14 protein-coding genes are annotated in these 14,841 nt (G+C 72.4%); 4 read left to right on the plus strand and 10 right to left on the minus strand.

Translation table 11 applies throughout. From position 1 onward, the window contains the following. Window positions 1–26 precede the first annotated feature (26 nt). From ISU07_RS09150 to pyrR, 7 genes are all read right to left on the minus strand, one after another. Entirely contained in the window at window positions 27–866 is an 840-nt protein-coding gene (locus tag ISU07_RS09150; RefSeq protein ID WP_194706487.1) for an SDR family oxidoreductase, read from the minus strand. A 13-nt stretch (window positions 867–879) separates the two neighbouring features. Further along, window positions 880–1,959, minus strand: a complete 1,080-nt coding sequence (locus ISU07_RS09155; protein ID WP_323742515.1) for a M36 family metallopeptidase — start codon at window positions 1,957–1,959, stop codon at window positions 880–882. A 70-nt stretch (window positions 1,960–2,029) separates the two neighbouring features. Further along, window positions 2,030–3,037: a phospholipase D-like domain-containing protein gene (locus tag ISU07_RS24745; protein ID WP_323742531.1), complete on the minus strand. Its 1,008-nt coding sequence runs from the start codon at window positions 3,035–3,037 to the stop codon at window positions 2,030–2,032. Between the two features lie 602 nt (window positions 3,038–3,639). Then, window positions 3,640–5,247, minus strand: a complete 1,608-nt coding sequence (locus tag ISU07_RS09165; RefSeq protein ID WP_194706489.1) for an ABC-F family ATP-binding cassette domain-containing protein — start codon at window positions 5,245–5,247, stop codon at window positions 3,640–3,642. Window positions 5,248–5,352: 105 nt separating this feature from the next. Further along, window positions 5,353–6,630, minus strand: a complete 1,278-nt coding sequence (locus tag ISU07_RS09170; protein ID WP_194706490.1) for a dihydroorotase — start codon at window positions 6,628–6,630, stop codon at window positions 5,353–5,355. Continuing rightward, entirely contained in the window at window positions 6,627–7,589 is a 963-nt protein-coding gene (locus tag ISU07_RS09175; protein ID WP_194706491.1) for an aspartate carbamoyltransferase catalytic subunit, read from the minus strand. The genes ISU07_RS09170 and ISU07_RS09175 overlap by 4 nt, the downstream gene beginning before the upstream one ends. Further along, a complete protein-coding gene (pyrR, locus tag ISU07_RS09180) occupies window positions 7,586–8,188 on the minus strand; it encodes a bifunctional pyr operon transcriptional regulator/uracil phosphoribosyltransferase PyrR (RefSeq protein WP_194706492.1) in 603 nt (200 codons plus the stop codon). The genes ISU07_RS09175 and pyrR overlap by 4 nt, the downstream gene beginning before the upstream one ends. A 138-nt stretch (window positions 8,189–8,326) precedes the next feature. Here pyrR and ISU07_RS09185 point away from each other — a divergent pair, with 138 nt between their 5' ends. From ISU07_RS09185 to ISU07_RS09200, 4 genes are read left to right on the plus strand one after another with little or no spacing between them, the layout of a single operon-like run. After that, the gene (locus ISU07_RS09185) at window positions 8,327–8,731 is read left to right on the plus strand and encodes a TIGR03618 family F420-dependent PPOX class oxidoreductase (RefSeq protein ID WP_194706493.1); all 405 of its coding nucleotides are present in this window, start codon (window positions 8,327–8,329) and stop codon (window positions 8,729–8,731) included. A gap of 48 nt (window positions 8,732–8,779) precedes the next feature. Continuing rightward, window positions 8,780–10,060: an aminotransferase class V-fold PLP-dependent enzyme gene (locus tag ISU07_RS09190; RefSeq protein ID WP_194706494.1), complete on the plus strand. Its 1,281-nt coding sequence runs from the start codon at window positions 8,780–8,782 to the stop codon at window positions 10,058–10,060. 7 nt (window positions 10,061–10,067) lie between these two features. Beyond that, window positions 10,068–11,000 carry an aminotransferase class IV gene (locus tag ISU07_RS09195; RefSeq protein WP_194706495.1) on the plus strand — a complete coding sequence of 311 codons (933 nt, stop codon included), beginning with the start codon at window positions 10,068–10,070 and terminating at the stop codon, window positions 10,998–11,000. Next, window positions 10,997–11,734, plus strand: a complete 738-nt coding sequence (locus ISU07_RS09200) for a sulfotransferase-like domain-containing protein (RefSeq protein ID WP_194706496.1) — start codon at window positions 10,997–10,999, stop codon at window positions 11,732–11,734. Before ISU07_RS09195 ends, ISU07_RS09200 begins: the two co-directional genes overlap by 4 nt. A gap of 38 nt (window positions 11,735–11,772) precedes the next feature. On the opposite strand, the gene ISU07_RS09205 is transcribed toward ISU07_RS09200, so the two are convergent. The 3 genes from ISU07_RS09205 to ISU07_RS09215 all read right to left on the minus strand — a co-directional run bounded on the left by ISU07_RS09205 (window position 11,773) and on the right by ISU07_RS09215 (window position 14,840). Beyond that, window positions 11,773–12,282: a general stress protein gene (locus ISU07_RS09205; protein WP_407671399.1), complete on the minus strand. Its 510-nt coding sequence runs from the start codon at window positions 12,280–12,282 to the stop codon at window positions 11,773–11,775. 48 nt (window positions 12,283–12,330) lie between these two features. Continuing rightward, a complete protein-coding gene (locus ISU07_RS09210; protein WP_194706497.1) occupies window positions 12,331–13,374 on the minus strand; it encodes a hypothetical protein in 1,044 nt (347 codons plus the stop codon). Between the two features lie 77 nt (window positions 13,375–13,451). After that, window positions 13,452–14,840 (minus strand): dihydrolipoyl dehydrogenase family protein, encoded by a 1,389-nt coding sequence (locus ISU07_RS09215; protein WP_194706498.1) that lies wholly within the window; start codon window positions 14,838–14,840, stop codon window positions 13,452–13,454. Between the last annotated feature and the right edge of the window lies 1 nt (window position 14,841).

A 14,841-nucleotide genomic window follows, 5' to 3' on the forward strand; every position in this document is an offset into this window, starting at 1 on the left:
ATTACTGGCACCCACGGCCACACCTCCTAGCCGGCGGGCAGACCGACCAGGCGCGCACTCTCCTTGACCAGCATGGCGGCCAGCTCGTCGTCCTGGGCGAGGGCCGAGGGAGGACGCGCCGTGAACCGGTCGACGTACTCCCCCGTCATCCCCTCGACGTCCGGCGAGACGGCCAGGTGGGCCAGGGTGCGGCCGCCCTCGGCGGGCGAGAGCATCCGCAGCTTGGCCAGGGCGAGGACCGGTCGCGCGTACCACGGCGCACCGGACCAGATGTCGGTCGCGACGGCACCGGGGTGGACGGCGTTGACCGTGACGCCCGACGACGCCAGCTCGGCCGCCAGCGACCGGGCGTACAGCACGTTGGCCAGCTTGGAGCGGGCGTAGGCGTTCATGATCGAGTACCCGCCCCGCTCGAACCCGACGTCGGCGAGGTCGAGGGTGCCCCGGTAGTGACCGGCCGAGGAGGTGATCACCACCCGCGACGGCGCCGACGAGACCAGGCGACACTTGAGCAGCTCGGTCAGCAGGTACCCGCCGAGGTGGTTGACCTGGAACGTCGCCTCGATCCCATCCTCGGTCAATGTTCGGCGCGCGTGGACCGTGCCGGCGTTGTCGACCAGCACGTCGATCTGCTCGTACCTCTCCAGCAGGTCGCGGGCGAGCTCGCGCACCGACTCCAGCGACGCGAAGTCGGCGCGGTGCGCGTCCACGCGGGCGGCACCCGCGCGGCGTACGGCGTCCTCGGCGGCCTCCAGCCGTTCGGGGTTCCGGCCGACGAGCACCAGGTGGTGCCCGTCGGCCGCGAGCTGGAGCGACGCCTCCCGCCCGATCCCCGCGGTGGCGCCGGTGACGACGATCGTCCTCACCGTCGGCCCGCCGTCAGAAGGTGATGCCCCGGGCTGCGAACCGGGCCTTCACCGCGTCGGCGAAGGTCGGGCCGTCGAGCTCGACGGCCTTCAGGTACGTCGTCCTCGCGGCCGCCGAGAAGGTCGTGTCGGGCGCGTAGTCGTACTGCGAGGAGATCAGCGTGGTGTCCCACGCGCGCGTGGTCTTGCCGTGCGCGGCGTAGAACTCCCGGATCTCCCACAGGGCCTGGGCCCAGATCTGGCCGTCGGCGTGCACCTCGTTCTCGCGCTTGGCCACCGTCAGGTCGGTGTGGAAGCTGCGGATGCAGTGCGGGACCTCGTCGGTGTAGGACGTGGAGTCCCAGTCCATCGGGCACGACGGGTCGGCGGCCACCGGCCAGCCGAACTGGTCGGCGGCGTCCAGGCCCACGCTCACGGCGAGGTAGTCGCCGAACGCCTCGCCGATCGAGCCGGCGTCCAGGCCGGAGCCGAAGCCGGGCACCTGGGAGGCGTGCACGGCGTGGCCGTACTCGTGCACGATCACCTCGGCGTCCTCGCCGTCGTCGACACCGCCCTTGCCGATCCGGATCCGGTACGGCTTGTCGGTCTGGTAGCTGTTGTCGCCGCCGTACTGCCCCACCTTCACGTGGAAGGGCTGGTGCACGATGTCGTCGAAGCCGAGCGACTGGAGGTAGGTCTGCGCCCGGTCGACCCAGAAGTACGCCATCACCTGCTCGAACTGGTCCTGGTCGCGGGTGTAGAAGTACTCGCCCTTGTCGGAGTACGCCGGCCTGCCCGTCGCCGACTCGACGTAGGCCCACCTGCCACGGAGGTAGCCGGAGCCGTCGAGGTTGGCCAGCGGGACGGTCGCGTACGCCGACATCGGGACCGCCGACCTGGCGTCCTTGTCGTCGGCCAGGTCCTGGTCGTTGCTCGACTGGACGGGGTTGACCATGAACACCCAGGCCTTCGGCGTGGTGCTGCCGGTGGGCGGCTTGGCCGTGGAGGTGGGTGCCCAGACCAGGGAGGCGGCCAGCGTGCCGGCGGCGGTGGCCGCGGCGACGATGGCGAGCGAGGCACGAAGCGTGCTGCGGGTCGTCACAGGGTTCGTCACGGCCGTCAACCTAACCCGAGGTCCTCCGGAGGATCGAGGGCCGGTGCGCAATCTTTGCGTTGACAGGGGTCTAGAACCGGCGGCTCTTCCGCAGCCGCCACGGTCGGCCGTCGGGGTCCTGCACGACCCGCAGCGGCAGCCTGGCCCAGATCCGGGTCGGCCGTGCGAGGTCGGGGACGTCCAGCCGGCGCAGCTGCCCGGGCGGCCGCGGGCCGACGCGCCCGCCTGCGTGCCAGGTCTCGAGGGCGTCGGCACACGCGGCGTACGCCGTCACCATGTCGTGCGGGTCCAGGCAGTCGGCCACCACGTCGGCCAGGTCCTCGCCGGCCAGGACGCGGTCGAGCCGGCCGAGGTGCTCGGCGGCCAGCCGGAGGCGGAGCGCCTGCGCGTAGGGGCTCGTGGAGCCGTCGGCCCGGTCCACGATCGCCGCGGTCAGCTCGGAGTCGTGGGTCCACGATCGCCGGTTGAAGTTGTCCGACCCGGTCGTGCACCACACGTCGTCCATCACGCAGAGCTTGGCGTGCACGTAGATGGGCGTGCCGGCGTCGTTCTCCAGGCCGTACGCCGCCACCCGCCCCGGAGCCGCCTCCATCAGGTCGCGGATGGCGCGCTGCCGGCCGAGCAGCTGCGGGGTGCGTGACGAGCCCTCGAGGTCGGGGTACAGCGGCAGCACGCACACGATGTGGAGTCCCGGGTTCTCGACCAGGGAGTCCAGGAAGGTGGAGGCGATCTCGTTGCCCCAGAAGTACTGGTCCTCCACGTAGATCAGCCGGCGGCTGCGCTTGGCCGCCTTCGCGTAGCCCAGGGCGACGCTGCGCTCCCCTCCCGGCGCGAACGGGTAGTCGCGGGCCTGGCGGAGGTTCGGGTAGGTGCGCAGCAGCTGGACGACGTGCGTGCCGCCCTCCACCGGCGGGGGCGGCGGCTGCTGGTCCGGCAGCGGGTCCGGCGTGCGATCCAGGCGCCGGATCTTGTCCATCAGCCAGTAGTCGGGCCGGCGGCTCAGCGGCGCCGGGTCCTCCCACCGCTCGCGGAAGACCGTCTCGACCGCGTGCACGGCCGGACCGGTGATCGCGACCATCGCGTCGTGCCAGGGCGGGCGGTCGCCGTACTCCTGGCTCAGCGGCTGCGACTGCGGGTCGCCGAGATGACGGTGGTCGTCGCGGCGCGAGTGGGCGAGGTCGATGCCGCCGACGTACGCGATGTCGCGGCCGGGGTCGTCCCGGTGCCGGATGACCACGAACTTCTGGTGGTGCGAGCCGCCGTTGCGCACGCGCATGTCGAGGAGGGCTTCGGCGCCTCGCTGCTGGAGCTGCTCGCCGAGGGTGCGGTTCTCGCGGGCGAAGAAGCCGACCTTGTCCCAGTGCGAGCGCCAGATGAGACCGCGGACGTCGACGCCGCGCTCGTCGGCGCGGGCCAGGACCTCCACGACGGCACTGTCGGGGTCGTCGGCGACGAGGAGCTCGTCGGCGTCGCCCTGCCAGTCGGTGAAGAGGACCAGGTCGCCCGGCCGGGTCGCCTGGAGCCGCTCGTGCAGCTCGCGGAAGTACGTCGCGCCGTCGATCAGCGGCCGGGCGAGGTTGCCCTCCCACCAGGCGCCGAGGTCGTCGAGGCGGGTCGCGTCGTTGTCGCGCTCCTCGTGCGTCAGCAGCCAGTCGGTCACGTCCCCCACGTCTCCCGACGCTAGCCCTGTCCGCCGGAGAGCGCGTGCACGGACCCCTGCCAGCGCCGCCGGAGCCACCGGTCGTGGGAGGCGACGACGACCGCGCCCGGGCTGCGGCCCAGGGCCTCCTCGATCTCGCCGGCCAGCGCCGGGGACAGGTGGTTGGTCGGCTCGTCGAGCAGCATCAGGTCCGGCGCCTGCGCGACGGCGACCGCGAGCCCGAGCCGTCGGCGCTGCCCGACGGACAGCAGTCCCACCGCTCGGTGGTGGTCGCGCGGGTGCACCAGGCCGAGGTCGCGCAGCGCGGGCGCGTCGTCGAGGCCGGTGACCGCGTCGGCGTACACGTCGGCCACCTTCCGGGACGGGTCGGGGAAGACGACGTCCTGGGCGAGCTCGGCGACGCGCCCGCTGACCGACGCCTCGCCGGAGGCCGGCGACAGGCGGCCGGCCAGCACGGCGAGGAGCGTCGACTTGCCCGAGCCGTTCGGGCCGGTGACCAGGACGTGCTCGCCGGCCTCGACGTCGAGCCGGTCGAGGGCGAGGCGGCCGGGGACGACGAGGTCGCGGACCTGGACGACGCGGCCGTTGCGGCTCCCTTCCGCCAGCGCGGTGTCGAAGGTCAGCTGCCTGGGCGGCTTGCGGACCTGGTCGCGCTCGGCGGCATCGAGCCGGCGTGCCGCGTCCTTCTTGCGACGGGCGAGCGTGCTCTCGACCTTGGCGCCCTTGAACTTGTAGATGAACTTGTCGTTGTCCGTCGGACCGCGGTTGTGCGCGATGGCGCCGGTGCCGATCCTGGTCGCCGCGCGGAGGCGGTCGAGCTCGTCCTGCTGCTCGTCGTAGGTCTGCTCCCAGCGCCGCCGGGCGTCCTCCCGGGCCGCGACGTACTCCGTCCACCCGCCGCCGAACCGCCTCCCACCCAGTCCGTCGGTCCCGAACGCCGTCGGGTCCAGGTCGACCAGGTCGGTGCAGACGTCGTCGAGCAGCACCCGGTCGTGGCTGGCCAGCAGCACCACGCCGGGCAGGCCGAGCAGGAACGTCGTCAGCACCTCGATCGCGTCGTCGTCGAGATGGTTGGTCGGCTCGTCGAGCAGCAGGCAGGCGGGCCGCGTGGTCATCACCGTGGCCAGCGCCAGGCGCGTCCGTTGGCCGCCCGAGAGGGTGCCGATCCTCCTCGTCGGTTCGAGGGCGCCGAGGCCGAGCTCCTGGGCGGCCACCTCGGCCCACCGGTCCGCGTCCCAGGCGTCGTGGTCGACCGCGTGCTCCAGCGCCGCGGCGTACGCCGCCTGCGCGGCCTCGTCGTGGAGGTCGCCGGCGAGCTCCTCGACGCGGCGTACGGCGTCGCGCAGCGGCTTCAGGGTCGCCGCGAGCACCTCACCGATCGTGCGGTCGTCCTTGAACGGCGGCTCCTGGCCGAGCAGCACGAGGTCGGCCGGTGCCTCGACGGTGCCCGCGAGACGCGCGGTCGCCGGCAGCCGCCCCGCGACCGCGCGGAGGAGCGTCGACTTGCCGGCGCCGTTCTCGCCGACCAGACCGATGCGGCGGCCCGGTTGGGAGACGAGGTCGACCCCGTCGAGGACGGTGCGGTCACGGTAGGCGACGGTGAGGTCGGTGATCACGACCGGTTGCATGCGGGAGTCCTGACTCTGAGCAGAGGACTCGCCGGGCCCCCAGGAAAGGGTTCAGTCCGCGGACGCGAGTCGGGTCAGGCGTGGATCCACATGATGCGCACCAGCCTACTGCAACTTGCCGTCCAGCACCGTCGCCTTTCCGCGCAGGAACGTGGCCACGACCCGACCGGGCAGCTCGCGGCCGGCGTACGGCGTGTTGCGCGACAGCGAGGCCGTCTCGGAGCCGTCGACGACGCGGGTGGCCTTAGGGTCGTACAGCACGATGTTCGCCGGTGCACCGTCCTCGAGCGGGCGGCCGTGGTCGGCCAGCCGGCCGATCCGTGCGGGTGCGTAGGACATCCGCTCCGCGACGCCGGCCCAGTCGAGCAGGCCGGTGTCGACCATCGTCTGCTGGACGACCGAGAGCGCCGTCTCCAGGCCGAGCATGCCGAACGCGGCGGCCGCCCACTCGCAGTCCTTGTCCTCGTGCGGGTGTGGCGCATGGTCGGTCGCGACGATGTCGATCGTGCCGTCGGCCAGGCCGGCCCGCAGCGCCTCGACGTCCGAGGCCGAGCGCAGCGGCGGGTTGACCTTGTAGAGCGGGTCGTAGGTCGCCGCCAGCTCGTCGGTCAGCAGCAGGTGGTGCGGGGTGACCTCGGCGGTGACGTTCCAGCCCTTCTCCTTGGCCTGGCGGATCAGCTCGACCGACCCCGCCGTGGAGACGTGGCACACGTGCAGCCGGGAGCCGACGTGAGCGGCGAGCAGGCAGTCGCGGGCGATGATCGCCTCCTCCGCGACGGCCGGCCAGCCCGCCAGACCGAGGCGGCCGGACAGCTCGCCCTCGTTCATCTGGGCGCCCTCGGTGAGCCGCGGCTCCTGCGAGTGCTGGGCGATCACTCCGTCGAACGCCTTGACGTACTCCAGGGCCCGCCGCATCAGCAACGGGTCGCTGACGCAGTGGCCGTCGTCGGAGAACACCCGGACGCGAGCGGCCGAGTCGGCCATCGCGCCGAGCTCGGCGATCTTCTCGCCGGCCAGCCCCACCGTGACGGCGCCGATCGGGTACACGTCGCAGTAGCCCGCCTCGCGGCCCAGCCGCCAGACCTGCTCGACGACACCGGCGGTGTCGGCCACCGGCTCGGTGTTGGCCATGGCGTGCACCGCCGTGAAGCCCCCGATCGCGGCGGCCTGCGTGCCGGTCTCGACGGTCTCGGCGTCCTCGCGGCCCGGCTCGCGCAGGTGGGTGTGCAGGTCGACCAGGCCGGGCAGGGCGATGAGGCCCTCGGCCTCGATGACCTCCTCGACCCCCTCGGCCGGCCCGGAGGCGATCACGCCGTCCCGGATGACCAGGTCGGTCGGCGTACCGCCGAGGACCGAGACGCCCTTGATCAGGTGGGTGGTCACAGGTCGTCTCCCTCGGTGTGGGCGGGCTCGGAGCCGCCGAGCAGCAGGTACAGGACGGCCATCCGGACGGCGACGCCGTTGGTGACCTGCTCGACGATCACCGAGCGGTCGGAGTCGGCGACGTCGGCGGTGATCTCCATGCCGCGGACCATCGGGCCGGGGTGCATGACGATCGTGTGGTCCTGCAGCGTGGCCATCCGCCGGCCGTCGAGGCCGTAGCGGCGGGAGTACTCGCGGGCCGTGGGGAAGAACCCGCCGTTCATGCGCTCCCGCTGGACGCGCAGCATCATCACCGCGTCGGCCTTCGGGATGACCCCGTCGAGGTCGTAGGACGTCTCCACTCCCCAGGTGTCCACGCCGACCGGCAGCAGCGTCGGCGGCGCGACCAGGGTGACCTCGGCGCCGAGTGTGCGGAGCAGCAGCGCGTTGGAGCGGGCGACCCGTGAGTGCAGCACGTCGCCGACGATCGCGATGCGCTGGCCGTCCAGGGTGCCGCCGTTGCGCGGCCCGAGGTGGCGCCACATGGTGAAGGCGTCGAGCAGGGCCTGGGTCGGGTGCTCGTGGGTGCCGTCGCCGGCGTTCACCACCGAGGACCGCACCCAGCCGGAGTGCGCGAGTCGGTGCGGGGCGCCGCTGGCGCCGTGCCGGATCACGACCGCGTCCGCGCCCATCGCCTCCAGGGTGAGGGCGGTGTCCTTGAGCGACTCGCCCTTGGAGAGCGACGAGCCCTTGGCGGAGAAGTTGATGACGTCCGCGCTCAGTCGCTTCGCGGCGGCCTCGAAGGAGATGCGCGTGCGGGTGGAGTCCTCGAAGAAGAGGTTCACCACCGTGCGGCCGCGCAGGGCGGGCAGCTTCTTGATGGGCCGGTCGGCCAGCGAGCGCATCTCGTCGGCCGTGCTGAGGACGAGCTCGGCGTCCTCGCGGGTCAGGTCCGCCGCGCTGAGCAGGTGTCGCTTCATCGGGCGGCCTCCTTGCCGTGGGTGGGGGTGGTCTCCAGGATCTGGACGGCGTCCACGCCGTCGTGCGGCTCCAGGCTCACGCGCACCCGCTCGGCGAGCGAGGTCGGCAGGTTCTTGCCGACGAAGTCGGCGCGGATCGGCAGCTCACGGTGCCCCCGGTCGACGAGGACCGCGAGCTGGACGCCCTTGGGGCGGCCCACCTCGGTGATCGCGTCGAGGGCCGCGCGGATGGTGCGGCCGGAGTACAGGACGTCGTCGACGAGCACCACGACCTTGCCGTCGATGCCGCCCGGCGGGATCTCGGTGGGCATCAGGGTCCGGGCCGGCTTGAGCCGCAGGTCGTCGCGGTACATCGTCACGTCGAGCGACCCGACCGGCACCTGGACGCCCTCGACGGAGGCCATCCGCTCGGCGATCCGCTCGGCGAGCGGTACGCCGCGGCTCGGGATCCCGAGCAGCACGAGGTCGCTGGCCCCGCGGTTGCGCTCGAGGATCTCGTGGGAGATGCGGGTGAGGGCCCGGGTGATGTCACGGGCGTCGAGGACGGTTCTGGATCCGTCGTCCTCGTGGTCGTGCTGGGCTGCAGGTTGGGCGCACACAGGCCGCCTGACCTCCTTCTCCGCCTCACGGGACGGCTCGTTAAAGGATGTCGCCAGAACTACTTGGCGCGGTGACTCTAACAGCGGTCGCGAGGTACGGCGGGATCGGCACGTGGCGCGTCTTCCTAAGGTGGCCCCATGGCCAGGCCCCCGTTCCCCGACGACGTCCGTGAGCTGCTCAGCCGGCCGCTGCCCGCCGTGGTGGCGACGCTGCGTTCCGACGGGATGCCGGTGACGGTGGCCACCTGGTACCTGCTCGAGGACGACGGCCGGATCCTGGTCAACATGGACCACAGCCGGGTCCGGGTGAAGCACCTGCGCCGCGACCCGCGGATCGCGCTGACGGCGTTGGCCGACGACTGGTACACCCACGTCTCGGTCAACGGCACCGTCGACGGCGTCACCGAGGACGTCGGCCTGGTCGACATCGACCGGCTCTCGCAGCACTACCGCGGGCAGCCCTACCGCAACCGCACCTCGCGACGGTTCTCCGCGCGGATCGTCGTCGAGCAGTGGCAGGGCTGGGGAGCCACTCGCACCTGAGACCTCGTCGTGCTTGTCGGTGTCGGCGCCCGCCCGCACGATGAGCGGGTGCCCGCACCCACCCGCCGTACCGTCCTCGGCGCCGGCCTCGCCTCGGTCGCCGCCCTCGGGCTGACCGCCTGCGACGACGACACCTCCGCGACCCCGCAGTCGCAGGTCTCGAAGGCCTCGACCAGTCCCACCGGTGCCCCGGCGCCGAGCGACTGGGACCCCACCGACTGGGACGACGTCCGTGCCCAGTTCCCCCTCGACCCGAGCCTCGCCCAGTTCGCGGCGTTCGTGCTCTCGCCGCACACCCAGGAGCTGGACGCGGCCATCGCCGGCTACCGCGACGAGCTGGCGTTCGACACCGAGGGCGCGCTCTTCCAGGGGATCGACCGTGAGGACGCCGTCCGCGACGAGGCCGCCGGCTTCGCGGGTGGCGCGCCGGGCGAGTACGCCCTCACCGACTCGACGACGATGGGCATCGCCCACATGTACGGCGGCCTGTCCCTGTCCCCCGGCGACGAGGTGGTGTCCACGACCCACGACTTCTTCTCGACCGAGGACGCGCTCCGGCTGCTGGAGCTGCGCACGGGGGCCACGGTCAAGCGGGTCACGCTGTACGACGACCCGTGGAGGGCCTCGGTCGACGAGATGGTCGACCGGCTGATGAAGGGCGTGACCGCTCGTACCAAGGTCGTCGCGGTCACCTGGGTGCACTCCTCGACCGGGGTCCGGCTGCCGATCCGCGAGATCGCCGACGCCCTCGACGGCCGCGCGCTCCTGTGCGTCGACGGAGTGCACGGCTTCGCGGCGGTCGACGTCGACCTGCCGGACCTCGGCTGCGACCTCCTCGCGGCCGGCACCCACAAGTGGCTGTTCGGGCCACGTGGCACCGGCATCCTCTGGGCGAGGAGCTTCGGGCCGCTGACCGAGCTCATCCCGTCCTTCGACGGCTTCGAGGACGGCGCCCGGCTGACGCCCGGCGGCTACAAGGCCTTCGAGCACCGCTGGGCGATGGCCGACGCGTTCCGGATCCAGCGCCGGATCACCCGCAAGGCCGTCGTCGCGCGGACCGTCGCCCAGGCCACCCGGCTCAAGGAGGGCCTCCAGGAGGCCGACCGGATCACGGTCATCACCCCGCAGGACCCGGCCGTCTCGGCGGGCATCGTCTGCCTCGACGTGGAGGGGTTGATGCCGGCCAACGCCGTGCTCGAGCTGCGCGACCAGGGCATCGTGGCCAGCGCCACGCCGTACCGCACGTCGTACCTCCGCCTGGGTCCCTCGATCGCCACCACCCCCGAGCAGGTCGACGCGGCGATCGAGGCGGTGAGCGGGCTGGTTTGATCGGCACATGGCCACCGGGACCCAGCACAGCGCCGACGACCCGCGCAACGACGACATCCTGATCTGGGTCAACGGGGAGCTGAAGCCCCGCGCCCAGGCCGTGGTGTCCGTCTTCGACTCCGGCTTCGTGCTGGGCGACGGCGTGTGGGAGGGCATCAGGGTCGCGAACGGCCATCCGGCGTTCCTCGACCTCCACCTGGACCGGCTCTTCGAGGGCGCCAAGGCGCTGATGCTCGACGTCGGCATGAGCCGCGACGCGCTGACCGCGGCGATCTACGACACCATCCGCGGCAACGACATGACCGACGGCGTCCACCTCCGGCTGATGGTGACGCGCGGCGTGAAGTCGACGCCGTACCAGGACCCGCGCGCCACCGTCGGTCCGGCCACCGTGGTGATCATCGCCGAGCACAAGGAGGCGACCCCGGCGACGATCACCGACGGGATCACGCTGTTCACCACGCACGTGCGCCGCGCGACGCCGGACACCCTCGACCCCAAGCTCAACGCGCACTCCAAGCTCAACGACATCCAGGCGTGCATCCAGGCCTACACCGCCGGCGCCGACGAGGCGCTGATGCTCGACCCGCACGGGTTCGTGGCGACCTGCAACAGCACGCACTTCTTCTGCGTGGTCGAGCGCGACGGGGAGTCACAGGTCTGGACGAGCGACGGCCGGTTCTGCCTCGGCGGCATCACCCGCAGCAACGTGCTCCGCGTCTGCCGCGAGAACGGCATCACCGCGCGCGAGACGACGTTCAGCCTGACCGACGTGTACTCCGCCTCCGAGGCGTTCGTGACCGGCACCTTCGCCGGCGTGGTCCCGGTCCACACGATCGACGGCCGCACCATCGGCACCGGCAAGCGCGGCCCGGTCGTGGAGCGGCTGCAGGGCCTGTACGGCGAGCTGCTGCGCGCCGACGTGGCGGCGCGGGCATGACCGTCCGCGTGGGCATGTGGTCAGGGCCCCGCAACATCTCCACCGCGATGATGCGGGCCTGGGAGAACCGCCCGGACACCGTCGTGGTCGACGAGCCGTTCTACGCGGCGTACCTCGCCCGCACCACCGGCTCCCGGGGCGACCACCCCGGGCGTGAGGACGTGCTCGCCGCCCAGCCGACCGATCCCTCCGAGGTCGTGGCCGGGCTGGCCGCTCCCCTGCCGGACGGCATCGCGGTGCAGTACGTCAAGCACATGACCCACCACCTGCTCCCCGAGGACGACCTCTCGTGGGCGCGGCCCCTGCGCAACGTGCTGCTGATCCGCACGCCGGACGAGGTGGTCGCGTCGTACCTGCGGTCGCGTGAGGTCTGCGAGCCCGAGGACATCGGCATCCTGCAGCAGGGCCGGCTGCTGGACGAGCTCGGCCCATCAGGGGAGCTAGTGCCCGTCATCGACGCCGCTGACTTCCTGCGCGACCCGGAGTCGTACCTGAGATGGCTCTGCGACTGGCTCGGGATCGGGTTCACCGACCGGATGCTGGCGTGGCCTTCGGGGCCGCGCGACAGCGACGGGGTCTGGGCACCGCACTGGTACGACGCCGTGTGGGCGTCGACCGGCTTCGAGCCGTACCGACCCCGCGACGTCCACCTGGACGCGGCGGGCGAGGCGGTCGCGGCGGCCTGCCGCCCGGCGTACGAGCGGCTGCACGACGCACGACTAGTGCTGACGTAAACCCGTCGCGCGGTCCGGGGGATCAGGCGGGGCGCCGGTCAGGCGAACGGGTTGGGCGTAGCGCCCGGCAGCTGGGCCAGCAGCTCGCGGGCCTGGGCGGCGACCTTGTGCTCGACCAGCACTTCGTACTTGGTCGCGACGACCGACGTGACGGAGGAGAAGTCGCGCTGGCCGCGCGTCGCGGCGTACCCGACCAGTGCCCAGACCACGCCGAACAGGGCGCCGATGACCATCGTCGAGATGATCACGGCGAGCGCGCCCTGGTCGGTGAACAGCGCGAAGACCAGGCCGATGAACAGGCCGAGCCAGACGCCGGAGACCAGGCCGCCGAGGGCGACGCGGCCGGTCGTGAGCCGCCCGGTGATCCGCTCGACCCGCTTGAGGTCGGTCCCGACGATCATGCAGTTCTCGACCGGGAACTCCTTGTCGGAGAGGAAGTCGACGGCCTTCTGCGCGGACGCGTAGTCGTCGTACACGGCCAGCGACTGCGGGAACTCCAGGCGCAGCGGGTTGGCCGCGTTGCGGGGCAGGCCAGGCGTCATGCTCATGGCGCCAGTCTGCCAGCCGGGCCTTCGACCGGCCCCGGACGTCTGCGCTCAGAGCGCCGTCGCCATCCCCGCGCACGCGGTCAGCCAGGCCTGGCGGGTGCCCTTGGTGAGGTCGCGGTACGGCAGCACCGAGCCGGTCACCAGAGCCGGGTCGAACGGGACCCGGTAGACCCCACGGGTGCGCTGGCCGTAGACCTCGACCAGGTCGCGCACCAGCCCCTCGTCGACGCGGTCGGAGGGGTCGGAGAGCACCGCGACCGTCTTGTACTTGAGGTTCGGGTACCCCGCCTCGGCCAGCGCGTCGAGCATCCAGAGGCCGGAGTACCCGGTGTCCTCGCGCACCGTGCTCGTCACCACGAGCAGGTCGGCGGCCTCGGCAGCGGCCAGCCAGTTCTCGGCGCGCATGTTGTTGCCGGTGTCCACGAGCACGAGCCGGTAGAAGCGCTCGAGCAGCCGGTGCACGTCGGTGAAGTCCTGCGCGCGGATCGTGCCGGTGACGCCCGGCCGCTCGTCGGAGGCCAGCACGTCGAAGTGCGCGTCACCCTGGGAGCGGACGTACGACGCCAGGTCACCGATCCGCGCCTCGGCACCGGTGAACCGGGGCAGCTCGTCGAGCAGCTCGCGGGTCGTGTTGTCGTGGCCCCCACCCATCGACGGGCGCAGTGCGCGGATGCCGAGCGTGCCGCGCGTCTCGTTGTTGTCCCAGGCGACCACGCCGCCGCCGCGGACCGTGCCGAACGTGTACCCGGCAGCCAGGACACTGGTCGTCTTCGCGGCGCCGCCCTTGGGGTTGAGGAACGCGATCGTCCGCGGGCCACCGAACTCGCGCTGCACCGCGGCCCGCTCCTCCTCGTGCCGGCGCTCCGCGCGGGACGGCTGCGGCTGCACCAGCCCGCCGCTCCACCGGTTCATCGCACCGCGCCAGCCCCAGGCAGCGGGACGGCGCTCCACGGCGCCCTCGCGGCGGTGCAGGAACTCCCCCGCGCTGGCGCGCCGCGTCTCCGCGTGCCGTCGCGACGCCGGCTGCGGCTCCTCCTCCGGAGGAGCGGGCTGGGTGGGGATCGCGGTGAGTCGGGCATGGTCCGGGGCCATGTCAGGCTCCTTCCGAGTGGGGGGCTGCTCTCACAGTAAAGACCCTGCGTCACTTCGGCACCAGGGGTCTCACGCGGTTACAGGTCGAGCCCGTTGAGCGCGTGCTCCAGGGCGCGGTGGTACGTCGGGTACGCGAAGTGCATGGTGCGCAGCGTCGTCACGGGGATCTCGGCGTGCACCGCGGCCTCCAGCATCGACAGGATCTCGCCGCCGGACTCCCCCACCACGCAGCCTCCGACGAGCACGCCGCGCTTCTTGTCGGCGACCAGCTTGACCAACCCCGTCTCCTTGGCCAGCCACCCGCGCGCGCCCAGGTCACCCGTGGCGGTGGCCACGTCGACACCGGCGTCCCGCGCGGCCTTCTCGCTCTGTCCGACCGAGGCCACCTCGGGCGACGTGAACGTCACCCGTGGCACCGCCCGGTAGTCGGCCCACGGGCCGTCCTGCCCGAGGATGTCGCGGATCGCGACGGCGCCCTGGTACATCGAGACGTGCGTGAAGGCGCCCTTGCCGGTGATGTCGCCGACTGCCCAGAGCTTCTCGACGGTGGTTCCTGAGGAGTCGGGGGACGAGGCGCCTCGACGGACACGCATGCGCTCGTCGGTCTCCACGACCTTGAGGTCGTCGCCCAGCCCGACGGTGTCCAGGCCGATGAAGTCCAGGTTGGCCTTGCGGCCGGCCGCGACGAGGAGCTTGTCGGCGGTCACCTTCTCGTCCCCGAGGTCGAGGGTGAAGCCGTCGTCGCCGTACCCGACCGACCGCACCGTCGCGCCGGTGCGGACCTCGATCCCCTCGGCCTCGAACGCCTTCGTGAGGAGCTCGGACGCCTCCGGCTCCTCGATGGCGACCAGCCGGTCGGCCACCTCCACGACGGTCACCCGGACCCCGAAGCGCGCGAAGACCTGGGCGAACTCACACCCGATCGGCCCCCCGCCCAGCACCACGAGGGAGCCCGGCAGCTCGGTGACCGCGACGGCGTCGCGGTTCGTCCAGTACGGCGTGCCCTGGAGGCCGTCGATCGGCGGCGCCGCGGGCGCGGTGCCGGTGTTGAGGACGACGCCCGAGCGGGCGACGTACGTCGTCTCGCCGACGCGCACCCGACCGGGACCGTCCAGGACGCCGCGGCCGCGGTGGAACCGCCCGCCGTTGTCCTCGAGTCGCTTGACGGCGACGGCGTCGTCCCAGTCGTCGGTGGCCTCGTCGCGGATCCGCTGGGCCACCGGACCCCAGTCCGGCGTGACGGTCGCGGTGCCGCCGAACTCGGGCACGCGCCTGGCCGCCGCCACGGCGTGTGCGGCGGCGATCATCATCTTGGAGGGGACGCAGCCGTAGTACGGGCACTCGCCGCCGACGAGACGGTCCTCGATACCCACGACGTCCAGGCCGGCCCGGCCCAGCTTGATCGCGACGTGCTCGCCACCCGGCCCGAGGCCCAGGACGACGACGTCGCACTCGACCTCGGTCATG

Source organism: Nocardioides islandensis (assembly GCF_015352455.1).
GTDB lineage: Bacteria > Actinomycetota > Actinomycetes > Propionibacteriales > Nocardioidaceae > Nocardioides > Nocardioides islandensis.

What these genes read in the sequence shown, in the direction of transcription:
- ISU07_RS24745 (WP_323742531.1), bottom strand. Translation starts at nt 3,037, where the DNA reads ATGGTCGCGATCACCGGTCCGGCCGTGCACGCGGTCGAGACGGTCTTC.
- ISU07_RS09165 (WP_194706489.1), bottom strand. Translation starts at nt 5,247, where the DNA reads ATGCAACCGGTCGTGATCACCGACCTCACCGTCGCCTACCGTGACCGC.
- ISU07_RS09175 (WP_194706491.1), bottom strand. Translation starts at nt 7,589, where the DNA reads ATGAAGCGACACCTGCTCAGCGCGGCGGACCTGACCCGCGAGGACGCC.
- ISU07_RS09185 (WP_194706493.1), top strand. Translation starts at nt 8,327, where the DNA reads ATGGCCAGGCCCCCGTTCCCCGACGACGTCCGTGAGCTGCTCAGCCGG.
- ISU07_RS09195 (WP_194706495.1), top strand. Translation starts at nt 10,068, where the DNA reads ATGGCCACCGGGACCCAGCACAGCGCCGACGACCCGCGCAACGACGAC.
- ISU07_RS09200 (WP_194706496.1), top strand. Translation starts at nt 10,997, where the DNA reads ATGACCGTCCGCGTGGGCATGTGGTCAGGGCCCCGCAACATCTCCACC.
- ISU07_RS09205 (WP_407671399.1), bottom strand. Translation starts at nt 12,282, where the DNA reads ATGAGCATGACGCCTGGCCTGCCCCGCAACGCGGCCAACCCGCTGCGC.
- ISU07_RS09210 (WP_194706497.1), bottom strand. Translation starts at nt 13,374, where the DNA reads ATGGCCCCGGACCATGCCCGACTCACCGCGATCCCCACCCAGCCCGCT.
- ISU07_RS09215 (WP_194706498.1), bottom strand. Translation starts at nt 14,840, where the DNA reads ATGACCGAGGTCGAGTGCGACGTCGTCGTCCTGGGCCTCGGGCCGGGT.